General features: G+C 45.2%; 19 protein-coding genes. 7 read left to right on the forward strand and 12 right to left on the reverse strand.

What is annotated here, in order from left to right; genetic code table 11:
* The first annotated feature begins 136 nt into the window (after nt 1-136).
* From SP90_RS09260 to SP90_RS09265, 3 genes are read left to right on the forward strand one after another with little or no spacing between them, the layout of a single operon-like run.
* Entirely contained in the window at nt 137-2,371 is a 2,235-nt protein-coding gene (locus SP90_RS09260; RefSeq protein ID WP_066854884.1) for an FUSC family protein, read from the forward strand.
* Between the two features lie 8 nt (nt 2,372-2,379).
* Entirely contained in the window at nt 2,380-2,583 is a 204-nt protein-coding gene (locus SP90_RS16505) for a DUF1656 domain-containing protein (RefSeq protein ID WP_082936374.1), read from the forward strand.
* 14 nt (nt 2,584-2,597) lie between these two features.
* Complete coding sequence (locus tag SP90_RS09265; RefSeq protein WP_066854886.1) at nt 2,598-3,524, forward strand: HlyD family secretion protein; 927 nt, start codon at nt 2,598-2,600, stop codon at nt 3,522-3,524.
* Nucleotides 3,525-3,630: 106 nt separating this feature from the next.
* Here SP90_RS09265 and SP90_RS09270 read toward each other — a convergent pair whose 3' ends face one another.
* A complete protein-coding gene (locus SP90_RS09270; RefSeq protein ID WP_066854887.1) occupies nt 3,631-4,014 on the reverse strand; it encodes a hypothetical protein in 384 nt (127 codons plus the stop codon).
* A 197-nt stretch (nt 4,015-4,211) separates the two neighbouring features.
* On the opposite strand from SP90_RS09270, the gene SP90_RS09275 reads away from it, so the two are divergent.
* Entirely contained in the window at nt 4,212-4,775 is a 564-nt protein-coding gene (locus tag SP90_RS09275; protein WP_066854889.1) for a hypothetical protein, read from the forward strand.
* Between the two features lie 9 nt (nt 4,776-4,784).
* Here the strand turns inward: SP90_RS09275 and SP90_RS09280 are convergent, their stop codons facing one another.
* From SP90_RS09280 to SP90_RS09300, 5 genes are all read right to left on the reverse strand, one after another.
* A complete protein-coding gene (locus SP90_RS09280) occupies nt 4,785-5,378 on the reverse strand; it encodes a hypothetical protein (RefSeq protein WP_066854891.1) in 594 nt (197 codons plus the stop codon).
* A 27-nt stretch (nt 5,379-5,405) separates the two neighbouring features.
* Nucleotides 5,406-6,551 (reverse strand): AI-2E family transporter, encoded by a 1,146-nt coding sequence (locus SP90_RS09285; protein ID WP_066854896.1) that lies wholly within the window; start codon nt 6,549-6,551, stop codon nt 5,406-5,408.
* 139 nt (nt 6,552-6,690) lie between these two features.
* Complete coding sequence (locus SP90_RS09290; RefSeq protein WP_066854898.1) at nt 6,691-7,617, reverse strand: hypothetical protein; 927 nt, start codon at nt 7,615-7,617, stop codon at nt 6,691-6,693.
* A 50-nt stretch (nt 7,618-7,667) separates the two neighbouring features.
* Nucleotides 7,668-8,465, reverse strand: a complete 798-nt coding sequence (gene mazG, locus SP90_RS09295) for a nucleoside triphosphate pyrophosphohydrolase (protein WP_066854900.1) — start codon at nt 8,463-8,465, stop codon at nt 7,668-7,670.
* An 83-nt stretch (nt 8,466-8,548) separates the two neighbouring features.
* Nucleotides 8,549-9,013, reverse strand: a complete 465-nt coding sequence (locus tag SP90_RS09300; protein WP_066854902.1) for a CvpA family protein — start codon at nt 9,011-9,013, stop codon at nt 8,549-8,551.
* A 100-nt stretch (nt 9,014-9,113) separates the two neighbouring features.
* On the opposite strand from SP90_RS09300, the gene SP90_RS09305 reads away from it, so the two are divergent.
* From SP90_RS09305 to SP90_RS09315, 3 genes are all read left to right on the forward strand, one after another.
* A complete protein-coding gene (locus SP90_RS09305) occupies nt 9,114-10,427 on the forward strand; it encodes an HDOD domain-containing protein (protein ID WP_157471238.1) in 1,314 nt (437 codons plus the stop codon).
* Nucleotides 10,417-11,391 (forward strand): GAF domain-containing protein, encoded by a 975-nt coding sequence (locus SP90_RS09310; RefSeq protein ID WP_066854909.1) that lies wholly within the window; start codon nt 10,417-10,419, stop codon nt 11,389-11,391. Before SP90_RS09305 ends, SP90_RS09310 begins: the two co-directional genes overlap by 11 nt.
* 87 nt (nt 11,392-11,478) lie before the next feature.
* Nucleotides 11,479-11,703: a MoaD/ThiS family protein gene (locus SP90_RS09315; RefSeq protein WP_066854912.1), complete on the forward strand. Its 225-nt coding sequence runs from the start codon at nt 11,479-11,481 to the stop codon at nt 11,701-11,703.
* 130 nt (nt 11,704-11,833) lie between these two features.
* Here the strand turns inward: SP90_RS09315 and recQ are convergent, their stop codons facing one another.
* From recQ to holA, 6 genes are all read right to left on the reverse strand, one after another.
* Nucleotides 11,834-14,050, reverse strand: a complete 2,217-nt coding sequence (recQ, locus tag SP90_RS09320; RefSeq protein WP_066854915.1) for a DNA helicase RecQ — start codon at nt 14,048-14,050, stop codon at nt 11,834-11,836.
* An 84-nt stretch (nt 14,051-14,134) separates the two neighbouring features.
* Nucleotides 14,135-14,629, reverse strand: coding sequence for a structural protein (locus tag SP90_RS09325; RefSeq protein WP_066854918.1), 495 nt, complete (start codon nt 14,627-14,629; stop codon nt 14,135-14,137).
* A 129-nt stretch (nt 14,630-14,758) separates the two neighbouring features.
* The gene (gene lon, locus SP90_RS09330) at nt 14,759-17,161 is read right to left on the reverse strand and encodes an endopeptidase La (RefSeq protein WP_066854921.1); all 2,403 of its coding nucleotides are present in this window, start codon (nt 17,159-17,161) and stop codon (nt 14,759-14,761) included.
* Between the two features lie 68 nt (nt 17,162-17,229).
* The gene (locus SP90_RS09335) at nt 17,230-17,499 is read right to left on the reverse strand and encodes an acylphosphatase (protein ID WP_066854925.1); all 270 of its coding nucleotides are present in this window, start codon (nt 17,497-17,499) and stop codon (nt 17,230-17,232) included.
* A gap of 22 nt (nt 17,500-17,521) precedes the next feature.
* Complete coding sequence (gene radC / locus SP90_RS09340; protein ID WP_066854928.1) at nt 17,522-18,199, reverse strand: RadC family protein; 678 nt, start codon at nt 18,197-18,199, stop codon at nt 17,522-17,524.
* Between the two features lie 119 nt (nt 18,200-18,318).
* Nucleotides 18,319-19,290 (reverse strand): DNA polymerase III subunit delta, encoded by a 972-nt coding sequence (gene holA, locus SP90_RS09345; protein WP_066854931.1) that lies wholly within the window; start codon nt 19,288-19,290, stop codon nt 18,319-18,321.
* Nucleotides 19,291-19,382 lie beyond the last annotated feature (92 nt).

The following is a 19,382-nucleotide window of genomic DNA, read 5'->3' on the forward strand; positions in this document are numbered from 1 at the left end:
CAAATAACGTGGGATCGGCACGATGTATGTTTTACTGAGACTAAGCTTCTGAAGCATGCTTTTATGAATAATATGGCGCTACAAGGGGTGGTTGGAGCTATAGCAAAAGTTGATGCACTGAACATTTGGGGCACGTATGACGGTAGGTACTATCTGGAAACAGCGGGTGCAGAATTGGAGCAAGCACGGCGTATCACAAGATTTTCAGTTTCGTGTGATTGATGCAGTAAAGCCGGCAATCTCCATGAGTATCTCAGTAGGATTTGCTTTTTATCTGGATTTTAAACAACCCTACTGGGCTGCATTTGCAGTACTTATGATGAGCTTTTCTACATCCGGTCAGGCATTCAGGCGAGCTCTGGTAGGAATTCCCGGGACAATCGTAGGGGGATTGGCAGCTCTTACCATTTTTTCCATATTTCCTCAGGCTCCTATTTTTTTGTTTCCGACGCTTATTTTATACAGCGGCATCTGCATGTATTTTTTGCAGGCCTGCAAAGTGAATGGATATTTCTTTTTTGCCAGTTCGTTTGTTGCACTTGTGGTAATTACAACATCCATCCCTCATAGCGATGAAGTTTTTGCATATGCATTGGCGCGGTTGGAAGAAACATGTCTGGGAATGACGGTATATACGACTGTGACCTTGTTGTTATGGCGCCGTAGTGCGTGGCCTATCTTACAGGAAAAAGTGGGAGTCATGACAACGCTGCACTCTGACTTGTTTAAAGAACAAATGCGGAGAATTGCAACAAATGATAATGAAAAAGTTTTTGCTGTACAGAGAAAGGCGCTACGTCTTCTGGATAAGATTGAAGAGCTGGTAGGCTTTGCCGTAACGGACTCATTTGAGGTTTGGGAAAACAGAACACATTGGCATTCTTTTATTCAGCATTCGCGCGCTTTGGTTCATGCCCAACTCCGTTGGGGATGGGTAGTTCCGGAGCTACGAAAAGAATATATGAAGAAAACTCTGCCGGAGTTATCGGCAAAAATAAAACAGATGGAAGCAAGGCTGATAGCAATGAAGCAAGGCTCGCATGCAGAGCATCTGAGTGCATTGCCGTTTCCGGTTCAATTGGAGCGTAACGAAATAGAATTTACAAAATTACCGTACTACCTGCAGGCACAAGTTGTGGTTGTTCAAAGTGCGTTTAATGAAATGGCTAGTCTTGTTCATGCAATAATGCACTATCATTGTTATTTTCATGACTACTCCTTGCCGCAACCTGTATCTTTTTTGCCCAAAGTTACATGGGAGCTGCCGTTGAATGTAGATTATTTGATTGCAGCGCTGCAAAGCATGGTGGTGTTTTCGACAGTCGTTATCATATGGTATTTTTGTTATCCGCCCGGATTAAATAGTGGTCAGTTCTTAATGCTTGGCGGTGCCTTTGCGCTTATTTCTGTATTTGTGAAAACACATTCTCCACTGCAGGATGCAAAGTCGTACGCACTTGCATCCTTGGTCATGACGGTTGTTTATGTATGTACGTTACAGAATTTAACTACATACTATGGGTTAGGAACCGTCATGTTTTGCATAACGTTTATAGTGTATTTTGTTTTTGTGAAACCAGATCAGGTGTTGTTAAAGTTGGCGCTATTACTTGCATGGCTTGCTTTTCCTAAATTTTCAAATGTGCAGGTGTACGACTTCCAAAGTGTCGTCAATAGCGCAATGAGCATGGCGCTTGCGGGGGTAATTGCCAGTTTGGGGTTGTACTTCATTTCGTACCCCATAGCAGAATTACATTTTCTCCGTGAAAGACGACGTTTTTTTGCGAGTGCAACCTCTTTGCTTGAGCTAATGCCCAAAGGTGTATCACGTGAGTTGTCGTGGTTCGAACAAATGCGACTGAAAATTTGCTTGCAGAACTTTATTCGTCTTCCACAGACAATGCTGAGTTTGGCCGGAAGGCTGGATAAAGATTTAATAGGTGTTACTCGTGGAGAAGTCGGGAAGGTTATCTTTTCTTTTGAATTGCTGGGGGAAGCTTTGTTTTCTCTTTACCGTACGCATATGAAAGGGCGGGATGTTACGTTACCGGACGAATTACAGGCTTTGCTGAATGAATGGAGAAAATCTAAGATATTAATTTTCAATGAGTTGCAAAAAGATATTTGTACTCCAGATATTGATGTTAAGGATCTTCAGAAAAAAGTTCGAAAACGTCTTAGTTCTATGGAGCAGAGAATAGAGCAATTTAATGAGCAAGCTGAAAAGAGCGGCAAAGGAGTAAGCCAAAAAGAGAATGAGGTTCTGTATCTCTTGCTTGAACGCAACAGGGGACTTTCCAACGCCGTTATTGAGTATTTTTCTGCATCGCAGCAGGTAGACTGGGAAAAGTGGGCAAAGGTTCGTTTTTAGGGGGTGCTATGCCGCATGAATTATCGTTTATAGGAATTTATTTTCCTCCCATACTTGCAAATTTTGCGTTGGGTTTATTGCTGGCTTTAGGCACTGCTTTTGTCCTGAATCACCTCAGGATGTCGCGGCTTCTTGGGTATCCACCTCTGGTATTTATTTCTTTGGTAGTCTTGTACACTTGCTTGTTAAGTAAGTTTGTGATTCCGGCTTGACGGGAGTCTGAAGTATGAAGCGTCTTATTCAGTGGTTCTTCACAGGTGTGTTCGTGGCAACAGCAGCCATTGCTCTGCTGCTGCGCTATGAGAACTACTTGATTAAGCCGTGGACGCGGGACGGGCAGGTTCAGGCGGATATAATTACGGTTGCCTCACGCGTAACCGGTCCTGTTGAGCATGTGTATTTTAAAGATAATCAGTTTGTAAAAAAAGGTGAGCTGCTGTTCACCATAGATAAGAGTACATTCATTGCTGCCGTAAATCAGGCTCAAGGCCAGCTTTTGGTGGATGAGGCTAATGCAGCAGAAGCACTTGATGTGCTGGTTCGGTCAAAAAAGCTGGTTGAGGAAGATGTGGATGCAATAGCCCGTCAGGCACTGGTTCAGTATGAGTATGCATGGCAGGCTGCAGATGCTCAGGTAAAAGCATCAAAGGCTCGGTTGGAGACTGCTGAACTTAACTTGAAGTATACTGATGTATATGCACCTGTGTCAGGCTATATAACAAACTACAGCCTGTACAAGGGGACAATGTCTGTAGCGGACACTCCTCTGATTTCGCTGGTGGATGTATCGTCATACTGGGTCTACGGATATTTTAAAGAAACGGATGTGGCGAACATACGTGAGGGGGATAAGGCTGAAATCACTCTAATGGGGTACCCTGAAAGCCCGTTGCAGGGGGTAGTGCAAAGCCTCGGGTGGGGCATTGCACAGATGAATACAGAGCTAAACTACAATTTATTGCCTGAAGTAAGTGCAACATTTGAATGGATACGGCTAGCACAGCGCATCCCTGTAAAGATACTTTTTACCCATATCCCTGCCCATGTCCGGCTGCGCGTGGGTACCACAGCGTCTATTTTAGTGGACACTGCAGCCAGAGAAAAACTACCTGAAGGGGTAAGCGAAATACGCCGGAAGGTATGGTATAAGTAAGACCGCCACTCAGTGCCGGTCTTCAGTTACGTTGCATATGAAAAAATGTAAGCGTAAAAAGCAGTCGCAGTTGATGCGTGAGGATGCATCAGCATTAGGGTGTACTTTACTGTTCAAGCCCGCCTTCCGTATCAGCAAAAAATGCATCAGTAAGATCAGTCTCTTCAGTTTCGATGGTAGCCAGCTTTTCATCAAGCCATTGGCGAAGAGCCTGAGCAGCATGGTAGTTCATGACAATTCTTGAATGTACGTCCCGTACAAGAGTCTTTTCTTCAGTCTGAGCAATAAGTTCCGGCCCTAGGGTGCCATCAGGGTTAATTGTGCGCTCTGAGAAGGCAGGAAGTTTGTCAGATTCTGTGTAGAAGTTCATTTCAATTTCAGCCTGTGAATTAATCCCGCCCCAAACGCCGTGGGTATATTGTTGTTTGACACCTTCACGAATGTCGTATTCAAAGCGAATTTTTGATGGAAGCTTAAAATTGCGGGGCATGGTGTGTCTCCTGAACATACATGTTGTTATGGTACTTGCCTGTTAGTTTTACTGATGTACCAGCATGTTAAGCTGAAGTGCAATATACACAGGAGTTGTTTGGTTAGCAAAGGCTTCCCCTTACTGCAGGGCTTGACTGATTTGCCGTTATACCGCACAGTCTCTGCTCATGAAATCAACCATCCCGGGAGAGGATTATGGCTGAATATACGAGTGAAAATATCGAAGCTAAACCATATTTCGATATGGAATTATTGCTGCAACTGAGTCAGGAGACTCGTGTTGACGGTGACTTGATGGATAAGATGGCTGGCTTATGGGAAAAGTGGCTTGGTCATCTTACTGTGAAAAAGTTAAAGGTAGGAAAAATCCAGTACCTTGCAATATGGCTGGATGAAGAAGCAGAAAAAGATACTGACAATGCATGGGACGAATCTCCATCTGATGCATTCATGATTACTAACCTTGCACAGGCATTTATCATGAGCAGTATCTATTCTATCCTCCCTGATGTTGAAACTGCAGGCTGTGCTCCGGCTCCAAGACCGACAGATGGTCTTGTTGACGTACTGGAAGAAATCGGTTGCCCATACAACGATAATGCTTCCGCATTGTCCCGTCGTTTTGCTGTACTTACATTTTACCCGTTCAAAGGTGCATGTGACATCTGTTACCTGCAGCCGGACTGTCCTAAAGGAAACGGACAGGATCAGGGAAGCGGCAGCTTTACTATTCCGGGATTTGAATCTGATCCACAGTAGCAGCTTCGTTTATTCTGAACTTGCTTTGACCCGTAGTTGTACTTTCAACTGCGGGTTTTTTTGTATCCATTCAATAAGTTTCTGAGTGGACAGTGAGGTTTTGTCCAGTACTGCAGTTAGCACGGATTCTGGGGCATCAGAAAGGGCGTGTTCAATCTTTGTTGCCTGGACTGTTAAGCCCTTGCTCAGGAGTTCAAGTCCCTTGTCTTCCATCACAGCATTAAAGAGCAGCAAGGTGACTGTCCCCTCTTTGATGTTTTGGGGCTGATCAGCATTTTCGTAGGTGATTGCACCGCGCAGTGCAGAAATAGGGCTGTTGCGACACATAGTCATGCCGGCAACGCCCGGTGCTACAGCACCGAGCGCAATACGGGCATTTTCTGGAATAGTGGCAGAATAAAGGTCGTCTACCGGCTTTCCATTTATGAATATCGTCTTGATTTGTGAATCAATATACTCTTCAGGAAATCCCAGACGTTTTGTCAGGAAGTCCATCATGCTGCTACCGATATCAGCAGAGATTTCAGATGCTGACTGTGTAAGGTATCTCCATGTAGTGCGGGCAGTATCTGTATTGTCGATAGTAATTGTGAGCTGAGTCATAAGGATACCTTTTGCGTAGCCGGAAAGTTAGTGTCGGGAGTTTTCAGATAGAATGTGGTGGTACTCTTCACCATAGATTTTAAGCATAACCATTACAAAACTTAAAATAAGTGGGCCGTAAAGAATTCCAAGCATGCCAAATGTCTTCAGTCCCCCAAGGATGGACAGAAAAATAAAGAAGACAGAAACGCCTGCGCTTTCACGCATGAAATACGGACGCAGGAAGCTGTCGATTGCTGCAACCGGTATTGCACCCCAGAGAACCATAAAGAGAGCCTGCTGCCAGCCTGCTGTTACCAGCAGGTATACACTGGCCGGGATCCAGACAAGGCCGGTGCCCACAATAGGGATAAGAGAGCAGAAGCTCATGACTGTTCCCCAGAACAAAGGAGTTATCCCCACGAAGGCAAGGCCGATTCCTCCGACGAGTCCCTGCAGAATGGCGACCAGTAACCCTCCAACCAGAACGGATCGTGATGTGGAGCGCAGGGAATGTAATAATGCATCTTCCTGAGACTCACGCATTGGCCAAAGGTATTTAAGCCCTGCAACCATTTTGCTGCCGTCTTTAAGCAGGAAAAAAACAATGAGTAACATCAGAAGGAATTTGGCAACAAAGTTCAATGTGTCACCAAGGGCAGTCGTACCCACTTCAACAATCTGCTGACCAACTGCTTTAGAAATAGCTGCAAGATATGACTTTATGGCAGCTTCGTTAACATCGATAAAAGGGAGTTGGGCATGAAACCACTGAAGAGCAGGGTCATTTTGGATGTTCGAAAGAAATGAATCTGACTGGGACTGCTGAAGCCAAGTTGTTACTGCGTGGATACTGTCTGCTGCCTGCGGGATAAGGCTTGCAATGAAAAAAGTCATTGGTGCTGCAATGCACAGAACCAGTAAGAGCATTGCAATGGTTGATGCCCATATCTCACGCCCGTTTACTTTAGCAAGAATACGTTTGTATATAGGGTAGCAGCACGCTGCGACTACAATCGACAAGATGATCGTGTTAAGAAACGGTGCCGCAATAAGATATACGAGATATAAAGAAAAAAGGAGAAGAAGGATGGTGAAATAACGGAACAGGTTGTTTCTTGGAAATTTAAGTGTCGGGCCTGTATGGTCGTTATTGCATCCGTTATGTGTATTTTGTGATTGATCTTCAGTCATAAGCGAAGTTTTCCAACTATGGGTTCATACGCAAAGGCAGGATGCCTGCGTGTATGTTTACAAACAAGATGATGGTATTGTAGCCAGAATGGATTTCAACTGCCAATAAAAAATGCGCATTATACGTCTATATGCAGTGTTATGGATGGGGGCGAAATTCTTCGTTATGGGGGAGTAGAGGAAGATCGTTACGGTAGTCCGTATAATCTCCCCAGGTTCTGTCTTCCAGTTCTTCAATTGCCCCGACATTTTTTGTGAAAAGTGCAATAGAAAGGCGGTCAATAAGACGGATTTGCATTCGAGCTTCATCCACATTGATTGCAGGCGGAACGTCACCCGAAAGCATAAGGGTTTCCATGTTAAATCGCTGGAGCTTGCGTGAAAATTCAGCAGCATCGAAGATAGCTTTGTACAAGCGTCGCCTGAATGTTTCTACGTGTTGAAACACGGTGGCTTCTTCATATTCCAGCATGCAAGGCAATGAGGTTAGCGTTGTAATCCAGATACTAAGCAGATTGGAAAACAACGGGTCATGTCTTGGAATGGAAGTAAGAAATAGTGTGAGCGCAGTATGTGTTGCCGCAGATTCAGGCAGATTGGACGCGCGAATGCAGCTTGGTACTGATACTGGTAAGCTTTTGAATATCTCCGGAGCAGATTGCCTAAGAAGTGGAACTACAGAGTTACAGAAGTATAGGCGGCTGACAAAATCGCTCCACATCCATTCTGGAACGGGTAGTTGCAGGGAGTCGTTATCTCTGTATATCAGTACTGATGGTGCTTCTTCTATCAGCAGCGAGGTAAGGCGCTCAGTCTCCGATGTAGTGAATGGGGTGGTGAGAAGGGGCTCCAGTGTATGGCGCAGCACTGTGTCGGGGAAAAGAATGAACTCAAAAAAAGGTTCAACATCTGGATTGTCCATATCTGAGAAGATTGCTTCAAGCTCGGAAAATGAACAGACGCCAAGGATTGTCTCAGCGTATTCCTTGACGTCTGCTGTGAATTCCTGTCCTGACTGTAGCCAGTCACAGATGATGGAATGAACTTGTTTTATAGTGGATTGCATGAACAGCAGTTCTCTATTGTTGCGAGAAAAGGTAAGTATGCCCAATCTCTTTAGGCACTCTGTTTTTTTACGTCATCCCAGAGTGAGTCCATTTCTTCAAAGGAAAGGTCGGAAAAGACTAAACCGCGTTCGTGTGCGAGTGCTTCCATTTTTTCAAAGCGATCAAGAAACTTAAGGTTTGTCTTATCAAGCGCAGTGTTTGCTTTAATCCCTTTGCGTCTGCCAAGTTCCACCAATGTAAAGAGAACATCGCCAAATTCAGATTCAATTGCGTCATGATTACCAGATGCGACTGCGTCGTTGAATTCTTTCCATTCTGCTTCGTATTGTTTTTCAACTTCTGCATCGGTTGTCCATGTAAAACCAACTCGTGCAGCTTTGGAGTTGAGGCGGTATGCTTTGAGTAAGGACGGCAGTCCCGCAGGTAAACTGTCAAAAGTACCCTTGGGTTTACTTGCGTTGCTTCCTTTTTTTTCGGTTCGCTTAATTTTTTCCCAGTTTGCCCAAATTTCTTCAACATTCTGGATATCCAGTTCACCAAATACATGCGGGTGACGACGGATCATTTTTGCAGCGTTTTCCTGCATTGAATCAGCCAGAGTGAAACCCTCTTTTTCATACAGGCTGCTGATAAAGATGATGAGAGACATAACATCGCCCATCTCTTCACGAACATCTACGTTTTTGTTGCTACGGATTGCATCAACAAGTTCGTATGTTTCTTCCAGTAGATAGTCGCAGAGAGTTTGTGGAGTCTGCTCTTTGTCCCAAGGACACCCGTTTTCACCGATGAGCTCGTCAATTACGTTACGCAGGGCAAGCAGGGCTTCGGTAGTACTTTTAGTCATTGTTTCGCTCTTCGTTTATTTGGTTAAGATGGTACACATAAAAAAGCCCTTGGCTAGGCAAGGGCAGTTATTCAAAAAATTGTTTATAACGTTGCAGGAATAAACTGCCGCAGCATATCTGTGACGGTGCTTAAATGGGGAACAAGCATGGACGATTGAACAGCTTGTGATGCTGGGAAGAAGTGTAAAATGAATGCAAGGATAATGCAGCAAAGCAGAATGCCTTTTGCCCCGCCGAGAACTCCGCCAAAGCTGTAGTCGAGCCAAGCAGCACCAGCAGCACCAATAATCTTTCTGAGTAAGCCGGAGATAATGGCTACAAGAATGAGAACGCCAATAAAAATTAACCCGTATGCAGCAACACCTGTCCATTTAGGAGAGATGAAAGCATCAAGATGAGTAGCCAGCTGTCTGTAATAATTGTTGGCTAGAATAAAGCCGCCGATGACACCAGCAATGGAAGCTGTCTCTAAAACGAGACCCCGGAAAAAGCCCCGGATACAGAAAAATCCAGTAATAATAATGAATATGATATCAAGATAGTTCATGTAGTGCCCACAGAAAAAGTAATCGGTTTTAAATCTTAGTGGGTAGTAGCATAAAAAGACCCGGTGGAAAAGAACACGATTTTCACAATAGGAATTGCGTTTGCAAGTAACTGTAGGTACTTTTTGTCAAACTAAAAAGATAATCTGTTATTTGCATGTTTTTATCAGGGGAAAAGACAAACCGATGACGATTTCCAGCCTTGAAATTGGGCAGACTCTTTCGTGTGATGTACAGCTCGCCAATGGCAGGCGGCTGTTTTCAGCCGGACATATTGTTACCGGACAAACATTGCGCGTGTTGAAAATTTGGGGGGTACAGGGAGCAGCGTTACATAGTGCGTCAACGTGCTCTCCCTGCAAAACAGTATCCGCAGACCGCAATCGCAGTATTACCTGTTCGTTTGATGCCATGGGGGTATTAGAGCAACAACGTCGAGCCGGTATAATTCCAGACTCTTTTCGTATCGAAGAAGGTTTTGTCTCAGCTTGCTGTGAGAAAAAGAATAGTGCAGGAGCGTTTTTGTCTTTTGGGGAAGAGACGCGTTCCGAAGCACAAGCTAATCCTTCTATAGATGCGATTAGACGCATAAGTATGGCTGATATTCAAAATAGTTATAAAGATTTTCCTGAAGAATTCTTCATTTTTATCAAAATGTTGAATAACGTATACATAACGCCAGAAGCCATAATTGCAGCAATAGAAAAAAAACAGGATCTGAAGGAAAAATTATTAAGAATATGTGAGCGCTTGGTTTATATTTCAAATTGTGAAATAAAATCTGTATATAGCTGTACAGCTTTTCTAGGTAGCAGAACTGTATTGTATTTAGCAATAATGCTTGTATATATAGACTATCTCAGAAAAAAAGATTGTTCTAATATAACGTTGCACTATATAAAATGTGCTATTACAAAGGGTGTCGCTGCACGATACATTGCAGCCGCTGTTGGTGGATGTGGCGGAGAATGCTTTTTTTCCAGAGGTTTCTTGCGTAACATAGGATGCTTGTTTTATGTTCGTAACTTTCCTGTTGCGTATAAAGAAGTACGAAGGAAAGTTGTTTGTGGTGAATTAGATATATGTACAGCTGAAGAGCGTTATATAGGGATAAACCATGCCGCTCTGGGAGGACGTATAGTCAAATGGCTTGGTTTTCCAGCTTCTATTGAAAAAAATGTACGGGAGCATCATATTCCTTTTAATAAAGTAGGGACTAGAGAACATGCGGTGATGAATGTGGCAGCATTTGTTGCGCAGTCTCTTTCGTTTAATCCTGCGTATGATATTCCTCTTCATGTTGTAGACAGTGATGTGTGGGCTATGTTGAATTTTTCAGAAGATTCATTTTCCGAGCTTGTGGAAGTTATTTATTTGAAGTCTAAAGAAATTATACGGTTGGCATATGGAGAGTAACATTGCACCTGCTGGCGTAGAGTCTCTGGAAGGGCAGGTTGCACGATTGGAAGATCAGGCCCGTTTTACTCTGGATGCGCTTGAGCTGGCTGCATCACTTGGAGATTTTCAAACGAGCATAAGCTCGCTACATGAACCTACCTTACTTTTACAGGAGGTAGTCACTCGCGTAGCTACGATTACACCTTTTACCGCTTCTGCTGTATATCTTGTCGATGAGGGGACATCAGATTTTTATCTGGCGTATTCAGACCGGCAAGAGTGGAGTGAAAAGATAGAGTCAGCCACAACGTCCTTTATTGATAGCGGAATGTTTTCTTTTGCTTTGAAAGAAGGAAGGCCGGTTGTTGTTCATGCTGTAGAGGTACAACGAAGAGTATTGCTGCATGTTCTGGAAACATCATCACGTGTTCGTGGCATGTTTGTAGGGGTGTTTTCTGAAGGTGCCAGCAACCTTACGGCAGTAGAAATGGCTTTATTATCCATTGTCTGTAAAAACTGCGCATCTGCAGTAGAAGCATTTGAGTTGTACAAGTGTTTTAAGTGTGGTGGCGAGGATATTGTAGCCTTTTCTGATTCACTTCCTGCAGGTGTATTGGATATAGGGAAAAATGGACGTATTCTTTTTGCCAATAAGTTTGCTGGAAAATTACTGGGAAGCTTTGCTGCTCCTGAAAAACGATCTTTCATAGAATACTTAGTACCTGAGGAACAGGAGCGCATAGCATCATTGTTGATCAGTTGTTATGCCTTTGGTGTTCCGGCTCAAGAATATCAGACAGAGTCCCTTGCTAAGCCGCAAAGTTCAATGAGAACGCAGACGGTCTTAAATACGCTGGAGGGACGGAAAATCGTGACCTTGCATCTTACCCCTCTGGAACGTAGCGGAAATATAGTTCTCAGAGGTGTACTGGCTCCTACAGACGAGATGCACAACGGAACAGCGGTGGTTGAGGGGATTTAATTTTTTGCAGCAGGTAGACTTACGAGTTGTGCCTGAACAGCTTCTTTCTTATTGTTTTCATGCGGGATGTAAACAAAAGGATATACTATGCAGATAGAAGTAAAATGCTTTGCAACTCTTTCTGAATTTACGCCGGAAGGAAATATGCTTGCAGTTGAAAATGGTGCCACCATCCAGCAAGTGATAACTTTGCTCGGCATTAATGTTGAAGACGTTAAAATTATGTTTATTAATGGAAAGCACGAAGCACTGGAGAGTGTGCTTAAGGAAGGAGATCGCCTTGGGCTCTTCCCTGCCGTAGGCGGTGGTTAATCTTCACTTTGAGTACAAAACCGACTGCCTGATAGATTGAAAAGTCTGTGCACCCCAAGAAAAGTACAAAGCCAAACCCATATATAGACATGGGTTTGGCTTTTTTTGTGATAATAGCAAAGAGGCTACGTTACCATTCTTCAGAGCCGCTGTTTTTAAGCTCAACAGCAATGCAGCGAAGCAGCCCGTAATCATACTTACCATGCAGAGCTGTATGCGCTCCCTTAATTCCTGTGCCTGTACCAATCGCAGCTGCAACTTCTGCACGAACCGATTCTACTTCCTGCGCTGTAAGTTGTGCTGTGACAGCCGCCAGCTCAACTTTTCCTAATTCCACAGCACGGGCTATATGTCCGTAGATAGTACCGGGAACGAGATTTCGTTCAGCTGCTACTAAATTGATATCACCCAGTTCATTAAAGAGGTCGATAGATTTTTGGACAGTTCCTGTAATGGTTTTATCGGCGTCTTTTTTCTTTTGCTTTGCAGCTGCACGTTGTGGAAGCGGGGGGAGAGTCTCCGGCCTTCCGTGTTCAGCCTCAAACGCGAGCAGGACGTTGAGAAGCATATCTCCGTACATGGCAAGTTTTGTTTGTCCGATGCCGTGAATGTTGCAGAGATCATCTTTTTCTATTGGACGATAAGCGGTCAATTCCAGAAGTGTTTTGTCTGGCAGAACAGAATATGGCGGGATATTCTGCTCGCGTGAAATTTTTGTACGTTCCAGCTTAAGCAAGTCAAGTAACAGGGTCGCATCAGGGCGCCTCAATGCATCTTCCATGGCAGCATCAAGTTCTTTTTTATTCACATGCTTGGCAGCAGTTGCAGAAAGCGATTCCCTACGCAGGGAAACGGTTCGCTCGTTGCGTAATATTTCCCAGCTTGTTTCGTTAAGCTTTAAACTTCCGTTTTCAGGATCGGAGTCAAGGAGCTGCAAGGCAACAAGTTGTCTGAATACTCCCTTCCAAGTTTCCTTTCCAAGTTCTTTTCCGCAAGCAAAGGTTTTTATGAGATTGTGCTCATGTTCTGAAACTCGCTTGGTCAAGTTACCGACTAAAATATCAGTCAGGTGTGTAGCGCCAAATCGTTGGCCGGTTCTGAATACACAGGACAAGGCTTTTTGGGCTGCAATCGTGCCATCCCAAGTTTCCACAGGAAACAGACAAGTATCACAGTTGCCGCATTTTTCTTTTCGAGTTTCACCAAAGTAAGAAAGGATAACGTTGCGGCGGCATTCGGTTGTTTCTACGAAGCCAAGCAAAGAATTGAATTTGTGTTGCTCAATGATGGCGCGATTAGTTGAAGAGCGTGTGATCATGCGTCGCGCAAGTACAATATCCTGCATATTGTAGAGCAATAATGCATCCGCGGGGATACCGTCACGCCCTGCACGTCCGGTTTCCTGATGATAGGCTTCAAGGCTTTTGGGTAGCCCTAAGTGTGCAACAAAACGAACGTTAGGCTTGTTGATCCCCATGCCGAATGCAACGGTGGCAACCATGATGACGCTCTCTTCCATCATGAACTTTGATTGATTGTGATTCCGTTGAATTGCACTCATACCTGCATGGTAAGGCAACGCATTAAAACCGGCGGTAATAAGCTTTTCAGCAATTTCTTCAACTTTTTTACGTGACTGGCAGTAGATAATTCCGGATTCATCTTTGTAACTGCTGCGTATAAAACTGAAAAGCTGGTCGTATCCTCTTTCCCGGTTTTGAATAGAGTACGTAATGTTCGGGCGATCAAATCCAGTTGCAAAAACAGGAGCCTGCTGTAGATGAAGCTGCTCGGCAATGTCGTTGCGCGTCGGGCCATCGGCTGTTGCAGTGAGTGCGATGACAGGAACCTGCGGAAATCGTTCACGCAGAATGGAGAGCCTGGTGTACTCAGGCCTGAAGTCGTGTCCCCACTGGGATACACAGTGCGCTTCATCAATGGTAAACAATGCCGGTCTGATAGTATCAAGCAGTGCGAGAAATACGGGAGTCACAAGGCGTTCTGGAGCGACATACAGCATGTCCAGCTCACCATTGCGCAATTGCAGTTCTACTTGTGCCTGTTCCTGCGGGCTTTGGCTGGAATTTAAAAAAGCTGCCCGAATGCCCATTTGCACAAGTTCATTAACTTGATCCTGCATGAGAGCAATAAGTGGCGATACAATAATTCCGGTTCCGTCCCGGACAATTGATGGAAGCTGATAGCATAGGGACTTTCCGCTGCCTGTCGGCATGATAACAAGAGCATCACCGCCGTTAATCATCTGATTAACGATCTCTTCCTGCTTACCGCGAAAGTCTCTGAAGCCGTATGTCGTCCTAAGGATCTCTAGTGGAGTTTGATTCATTGTTCCCTCGTGTGTGCGGGAAGATAGCGTATGACGTTGCGCTTAGCAAAGTTTTTGCGCGGAAGGCCTTGGCTCCGTTTTTGGTTAGCTGGATTTGGAAGCAAGGTTTGCTTTATTTGCCCAAGGGTAATCCAGAAACCATCCGGTTGGGCACATAAAAGAGTGTGTTGGGCAATCTTCCGGAGTCAGAAATTCTGGATTTTCAGGTAGCTCAGTTGCGGTGAGTATTTTCCCACGGCACCGGCAGCCAAGTGAGTAGGGAGGTAGCATGCGTATAAAATCTGGATGCGATGCTGCAATAATTTTTCCGCGTAGCTTTTCGCAGGTAGCGCATGCTTGTTGTTTGTCTGCAAGATGTTCAATGTGATCAATGGTTATTTCCAAGTACAAGCAACGGTCTTCAACGAGTGCTCTCATCGTTTTCAAATGTTCTGTCCTCCATTCCATCACGGCATCCATGAATGCATTGAGGTCTTCATCTGAAGCTTCATGCTCTTCCATTAGCAGCCAGACAACTTGACCGGACAGACGCGTGAATAAGGGGTGAAGGTTGGACAGTGTGGTGTCATCAGTCTGCATTTGCTATATCCTTTTGCAAAAGCAAGGCGGTGAACACGTGTTCACCGCCTTGGGCTGTATATTATATCTAGATGGTTCGGCTGCCGGAGGCTGGACATGAGTCCAGACTGTGCGGTTCATGGCGGCTGATTATTTAAAGGCCAGCGGAATAATATCCTCAATATGAGAGGCTGTGTGCACTTCAATTTTCTTGAGGAGATCAGCCGGAACATCTTCAAGATCTTTTTCATTCTGCTTTGGAATGCACACGTGTTTAAGACCGCGGGCTACTCCAGCAAGAATTTTCTCTTTGATACCACCGACAGGCAGAACTCGACCACGCAGGGTAATTTCACCTGTCATGCACAGTTCGTTGTTTACAGGTTTTTCTGAGAGTGCAGAGAGAAGTGCAATCAACAACGTTACACCAGCTGACGGACCGTCTTTAGGTGTGGCACCTGCAGGAACATGAATATGGATATCGTGGGTATCAAGGAAGTCAGGATCTATCTTTAACTCTTCAGCATGTGCACGTGCATAGCTCAATGCTGCCTGTGCAGACTCTTTCATGACATCCCCAAGCTGGCCGGTAAGAGTGAGTTTTCCCTTACCTTTCATCAGGGTGACTTCTACATTGAGCATAACCCCGCCGTATGGAGTCCATGCAAGTCCTTGTGCTACGCCCGGCATTTGGTCAGCATCTTTTTCTTCATCAATAAAGCGTGGAATGCCGAGTAGTTTTTGTAGAGTCTTAGCCGTTACCTTGTATGGACCAGCAGTACCCTCTGCTTTTTGACGGGCAAGTTTGCGGCACACAGACCCAATTTCACGCTCGAGGTTACGCAGTCCTGCTTCGCGGGTGTACTCCTGAATGATTTTGGAAAGGACACTGTCCGCAATAGAGACCTCATCAGTCTTCAGACCGTTTTCCTCAGCCTGTCTAGGCAACAGGTAGCGGCGGGCAATGCGAGTTTTTTCCTGCATGGTGTACCCTGGAATCTGGATCACTTCCATGCGATCACGCAACGGCCCCGGGATGGTATCAAGCTGGTTTGCGGTGCAGATAAACATAACTTTGGACAGATCAAACGGTACGTTTAAGTAATGGTCTGAGAAGTTACTGTTTTGTTCAGGGTCAAGCACTTCAAGTAACGCTGAAGATGGATCACCCCTGAAGTCTGAGCCAAGCTTGTCGATTTCGTCCAGCATGATAACAGGGTTGCGTGTTCCCATGAGCTTCATTGTCTGGATGATACGACCCGGCATCGCACCTACATATGTGCGACGGTGTCCACGGATTTCTGCTTCGTCACGCATGCCGCCAAGAGAAATACGCTGGAATTTACGACCGAGTGAACGGGCAATGGAACGTCCGAGAGACGTTTTACCTACACCCGGAGGGCCCGCAAAACAAAGGATAGGCCCTTTGGATTTTGGATTAAGTTTACGTACTGATAAATATTCAAGAATTCGATCTTTTACTTTTTCAAGACCGTAGTGATCTTCGTCAAGAATTTCCTGTGCTTTCAGGATATCCAGACGGTCACGGGAAAGTTTTTTCCATGGAAGCTCGGAGAGCCACTCAAGGTAGTTACGTACCACACTTGCTTCTGAGGATTCAGGGTGCATGCCGGTGAGGCGGCGCAACTGCTTTGTTGCTTCTTTACGTACGTCTTTAGGTAAGCCTGCCTTATCAAGTGCTTCTGCAAGCTCTTCGGCTTCTTCTTCAGCACCTTCACCTTCTCCAAGCTCAGTGCGGATAGCTTTTAGCTGCTCGCGCAAGTAGTAGTCACGCTGAGCTTTGTCCATACCTTCGCGAGCCATGGACTGAATGCGAGCCTGTACGTTTGCAACCTCAGATTCTTTTTGAAGCTGTTTGTTAACAAGATCAAGGCGTTCGAGCGGGTCATTGCATTCAAGAATGGATTGGGCATCAGGCACTTTCATTCGTAGATTTGCTGCAATCAAATCTGCAAGGCGTCCCGGATCATGCACTGTGTTGAGAACAGACATGATTTCTGATGTGGCAACGCCGCGAAGAGAGAGAATTTCTTCACTCTGCTCACGAACAGCACGCATCATAGCTTCTGTTTCAACGGAAACTTCTTCAATTTCAATTTCTTCAAGACCGTTTACTTCAGCAGTGAGGTACGGCTCAGTGCTAGTGAAACGTTCAATTTTAGCGCGGCTTACACCCTGCACGAGCACCTTCAGGCGTCCGTCAGGCATTTTAAGCATGCGCATGATCATCACAACGGTACCTGTAGTGTGCAGATCCTCAGGTGTCGGATCTTCAGTTGCTTCATCTTTCTGTGTTGTGATCATCATGTAGCGGCTGCCGTTGAGCGCAGCATCTACAGCTTGGATAGATTTTTCACGTCCAACAAAGAGAGGAAGAATCATATAGTTGAAGACAACGATATCTCGAACCGGAAGTACTGGCAGATCTGCAGGAAATTCCGGCAAAGTCGCATCGGAATCGTGATCTAATGCGCCTGCAAGAACTTCTTCTTCGGTTATGATCGGTGTGTTGTTCATCATATCATCGGTCATGGGTGCCCTCCAGCCGAGCTGGTACGGTGTTATATATTGTCTGCCATAGCCCTGGCAGTGACATGCAGTTACTGCATTGAAAATTCAGTAAGTTCTTCCTGTAAATTTGTATCACACGGTATTACGTCAGCAACGCGGCTGCTGACAGGGCCTTGCCAGAGTTCTTTTTCGAACTGGCGTAAACTGCCAAGGTCTCCTTCGGCAACAATCTCGACACTTCCATCAGGACGATTACGAACCCAGCCATGTAATCCCAACGAAAAAGCTGTGTGGTGAGTCCAATACCGGAATCCTACCCCTTGCACTTTCCCCGTTACAATATAACGCTGTCTGGCCATGATACGCCTCCTTTGGAAGGTTTTACATGTGTCCCTCATCTTTCAGGCTGTAATACGTATCCGCGGTAATAATCAGATGGTCGAGCAGTCGGATGCCTAAAATTCGTCCAGCCTGAACGATATGCCGTGTTATTTCTATATCCGGTGAGGAAGGAGTCAGGTTTCCACCCGGATGGTTGTGAACAATAACCAGCGAGCTTGCTTTGCGTTGCAGAGCCTGCTCCATGAGCTCCCTTGGGTAGATCATGGTGGTGTTTACTGTTCCTGTTGAAATTCGCTCCCACGAAAGAAGTCTGTTCTGGTTATCGAGAAACGCAGCCCAGAATTCTTCTTTTTCTTTGCGCCCCAGTCGGGTACGCGCCATTTCTGCGACTTCGGCAGGGCTTGAAAGCTGCTTTTTCTCACGAATGCCGGATTCCATGTATCTGGAAAACAGCTCTCGCAAAAGCTTCCAGTGGCTTATCAGAGAATCGCCGAATCCTTTGAGTTTTCGGAGCTCTTCATCCTGCGCGTCAAGTACGCCACGTAGCGTTCCGAACTTATTTAACAGTTCTTTTGCCAGTGGCTTTGTATCTGAGCGTAAAATTACTGTCCCGAGCACGAGCTCAAGAATTTCGTAGTCCGCGAGGGACTGTTCGTCTTTGTGTAATTTTTCGCGCAGACGCTTTCTGTGTCCATGATAGTGAGCTTTTTCTGTCATAATAAACAGGAATTGCGACGTGGCAAGCGGTAACAGGTGAAATTTAATTATATTTTAACAAAAAATGATCATCAACTCGGAAAAAATATATCAAAAAGATATAAAAATATGCAAAATAACTACTTTTGCGGAGAAAAAAGTGCAAGAAGGCCGGCTACTAAAATTTCCATTGCCTGTTCTGGCTTACGTTCACCCGTTTTGATGCCGGTTTCAGCTTCCAGAGCAAGATCCCAAATTTTTGAGAGACGTACAGGGCCGAGACTGGTAGCTAGACGCTTTTTTTGTTGCATGACATTTGAAGGCAGCCGAACCGTTTCTCCAGCATAGAGTTGCCACAGAATTCGAGCTTCGCGCAGGAGCATCGCCAGAAACGAAAAGATCATGGCGTCTCCGGCTTCCTGACTGGATATGACCTTGTTCCACACTTTGTCTGGTGCTTTGCCGGACTGTAGCGCGTTAATGAATGCGAATATGTCCATATCAGCATCATGGGAAATATCTTTAATATGTTCGGCAGTTATTGTTCGAGATTCACCTGTTGCGAGCGCCAGTTTGTCCAGCTCGTTTTTTGCTGCCGAAGCATCCTGCGGCAGAACCTGCGACAGGGCATGAACAATCTTTTGCTCGATCTGCACCTTATTTTTTGCAGCCCACTGCTCTATAAAACCGCGCATGGCGCGTTCATTAAGTCCGGCAGATTGCCAGATCCACGCTTTGGTTTCAGCAAGCTTCCAGCATGGAAGTTTTTTCACTGCAGCAGGGATCTTAGGTTTGCCTCGGTCATATGGTGCCTCAAGACAAATAATAACCCATGCCAGCGGGTTGAATTGCCCTAAGCTGGTGCTCAGTTTACGCCATGCATCAATAGGCAGGTTTTGCGCATTGCGGATAATAAGTACTTTAGGAGAAGCAAACAGTCCTTGCAGTGTCAGGTTTTCCCAAAAAACAGGAGGCAGCCCTTCATCGCTCCAGTATACATGTTTTTCCCACCTTCCTTCGGGAGCTGGATTATCCTGCATAAGAGTGTCGATGTGATTTTTAGTCAGCTGTATATCCGGGCAGACGCAAATGTAAAATCCGGGTCTAGACATGGTATATCCTGTTTTCTTGTGTTCAAGTGGGCAGCAAGCACTAGTAGTAGGCTTTGCAGTGAAGCAAAATGATATTCAGCGGGTTGTGCTGT

It is taken from the genome of Halodesulfovibrio spirochaetisodalis (genome assembly GCF_001672295.1).
Lineage (GTDB): Bacteria > Desulfobacterota > Desulfovibrionia > Desulfovibrionales > Desulfovibrionaceae > Halodesulfovibrio > Halodesulfovibrio spirochaetisodalis.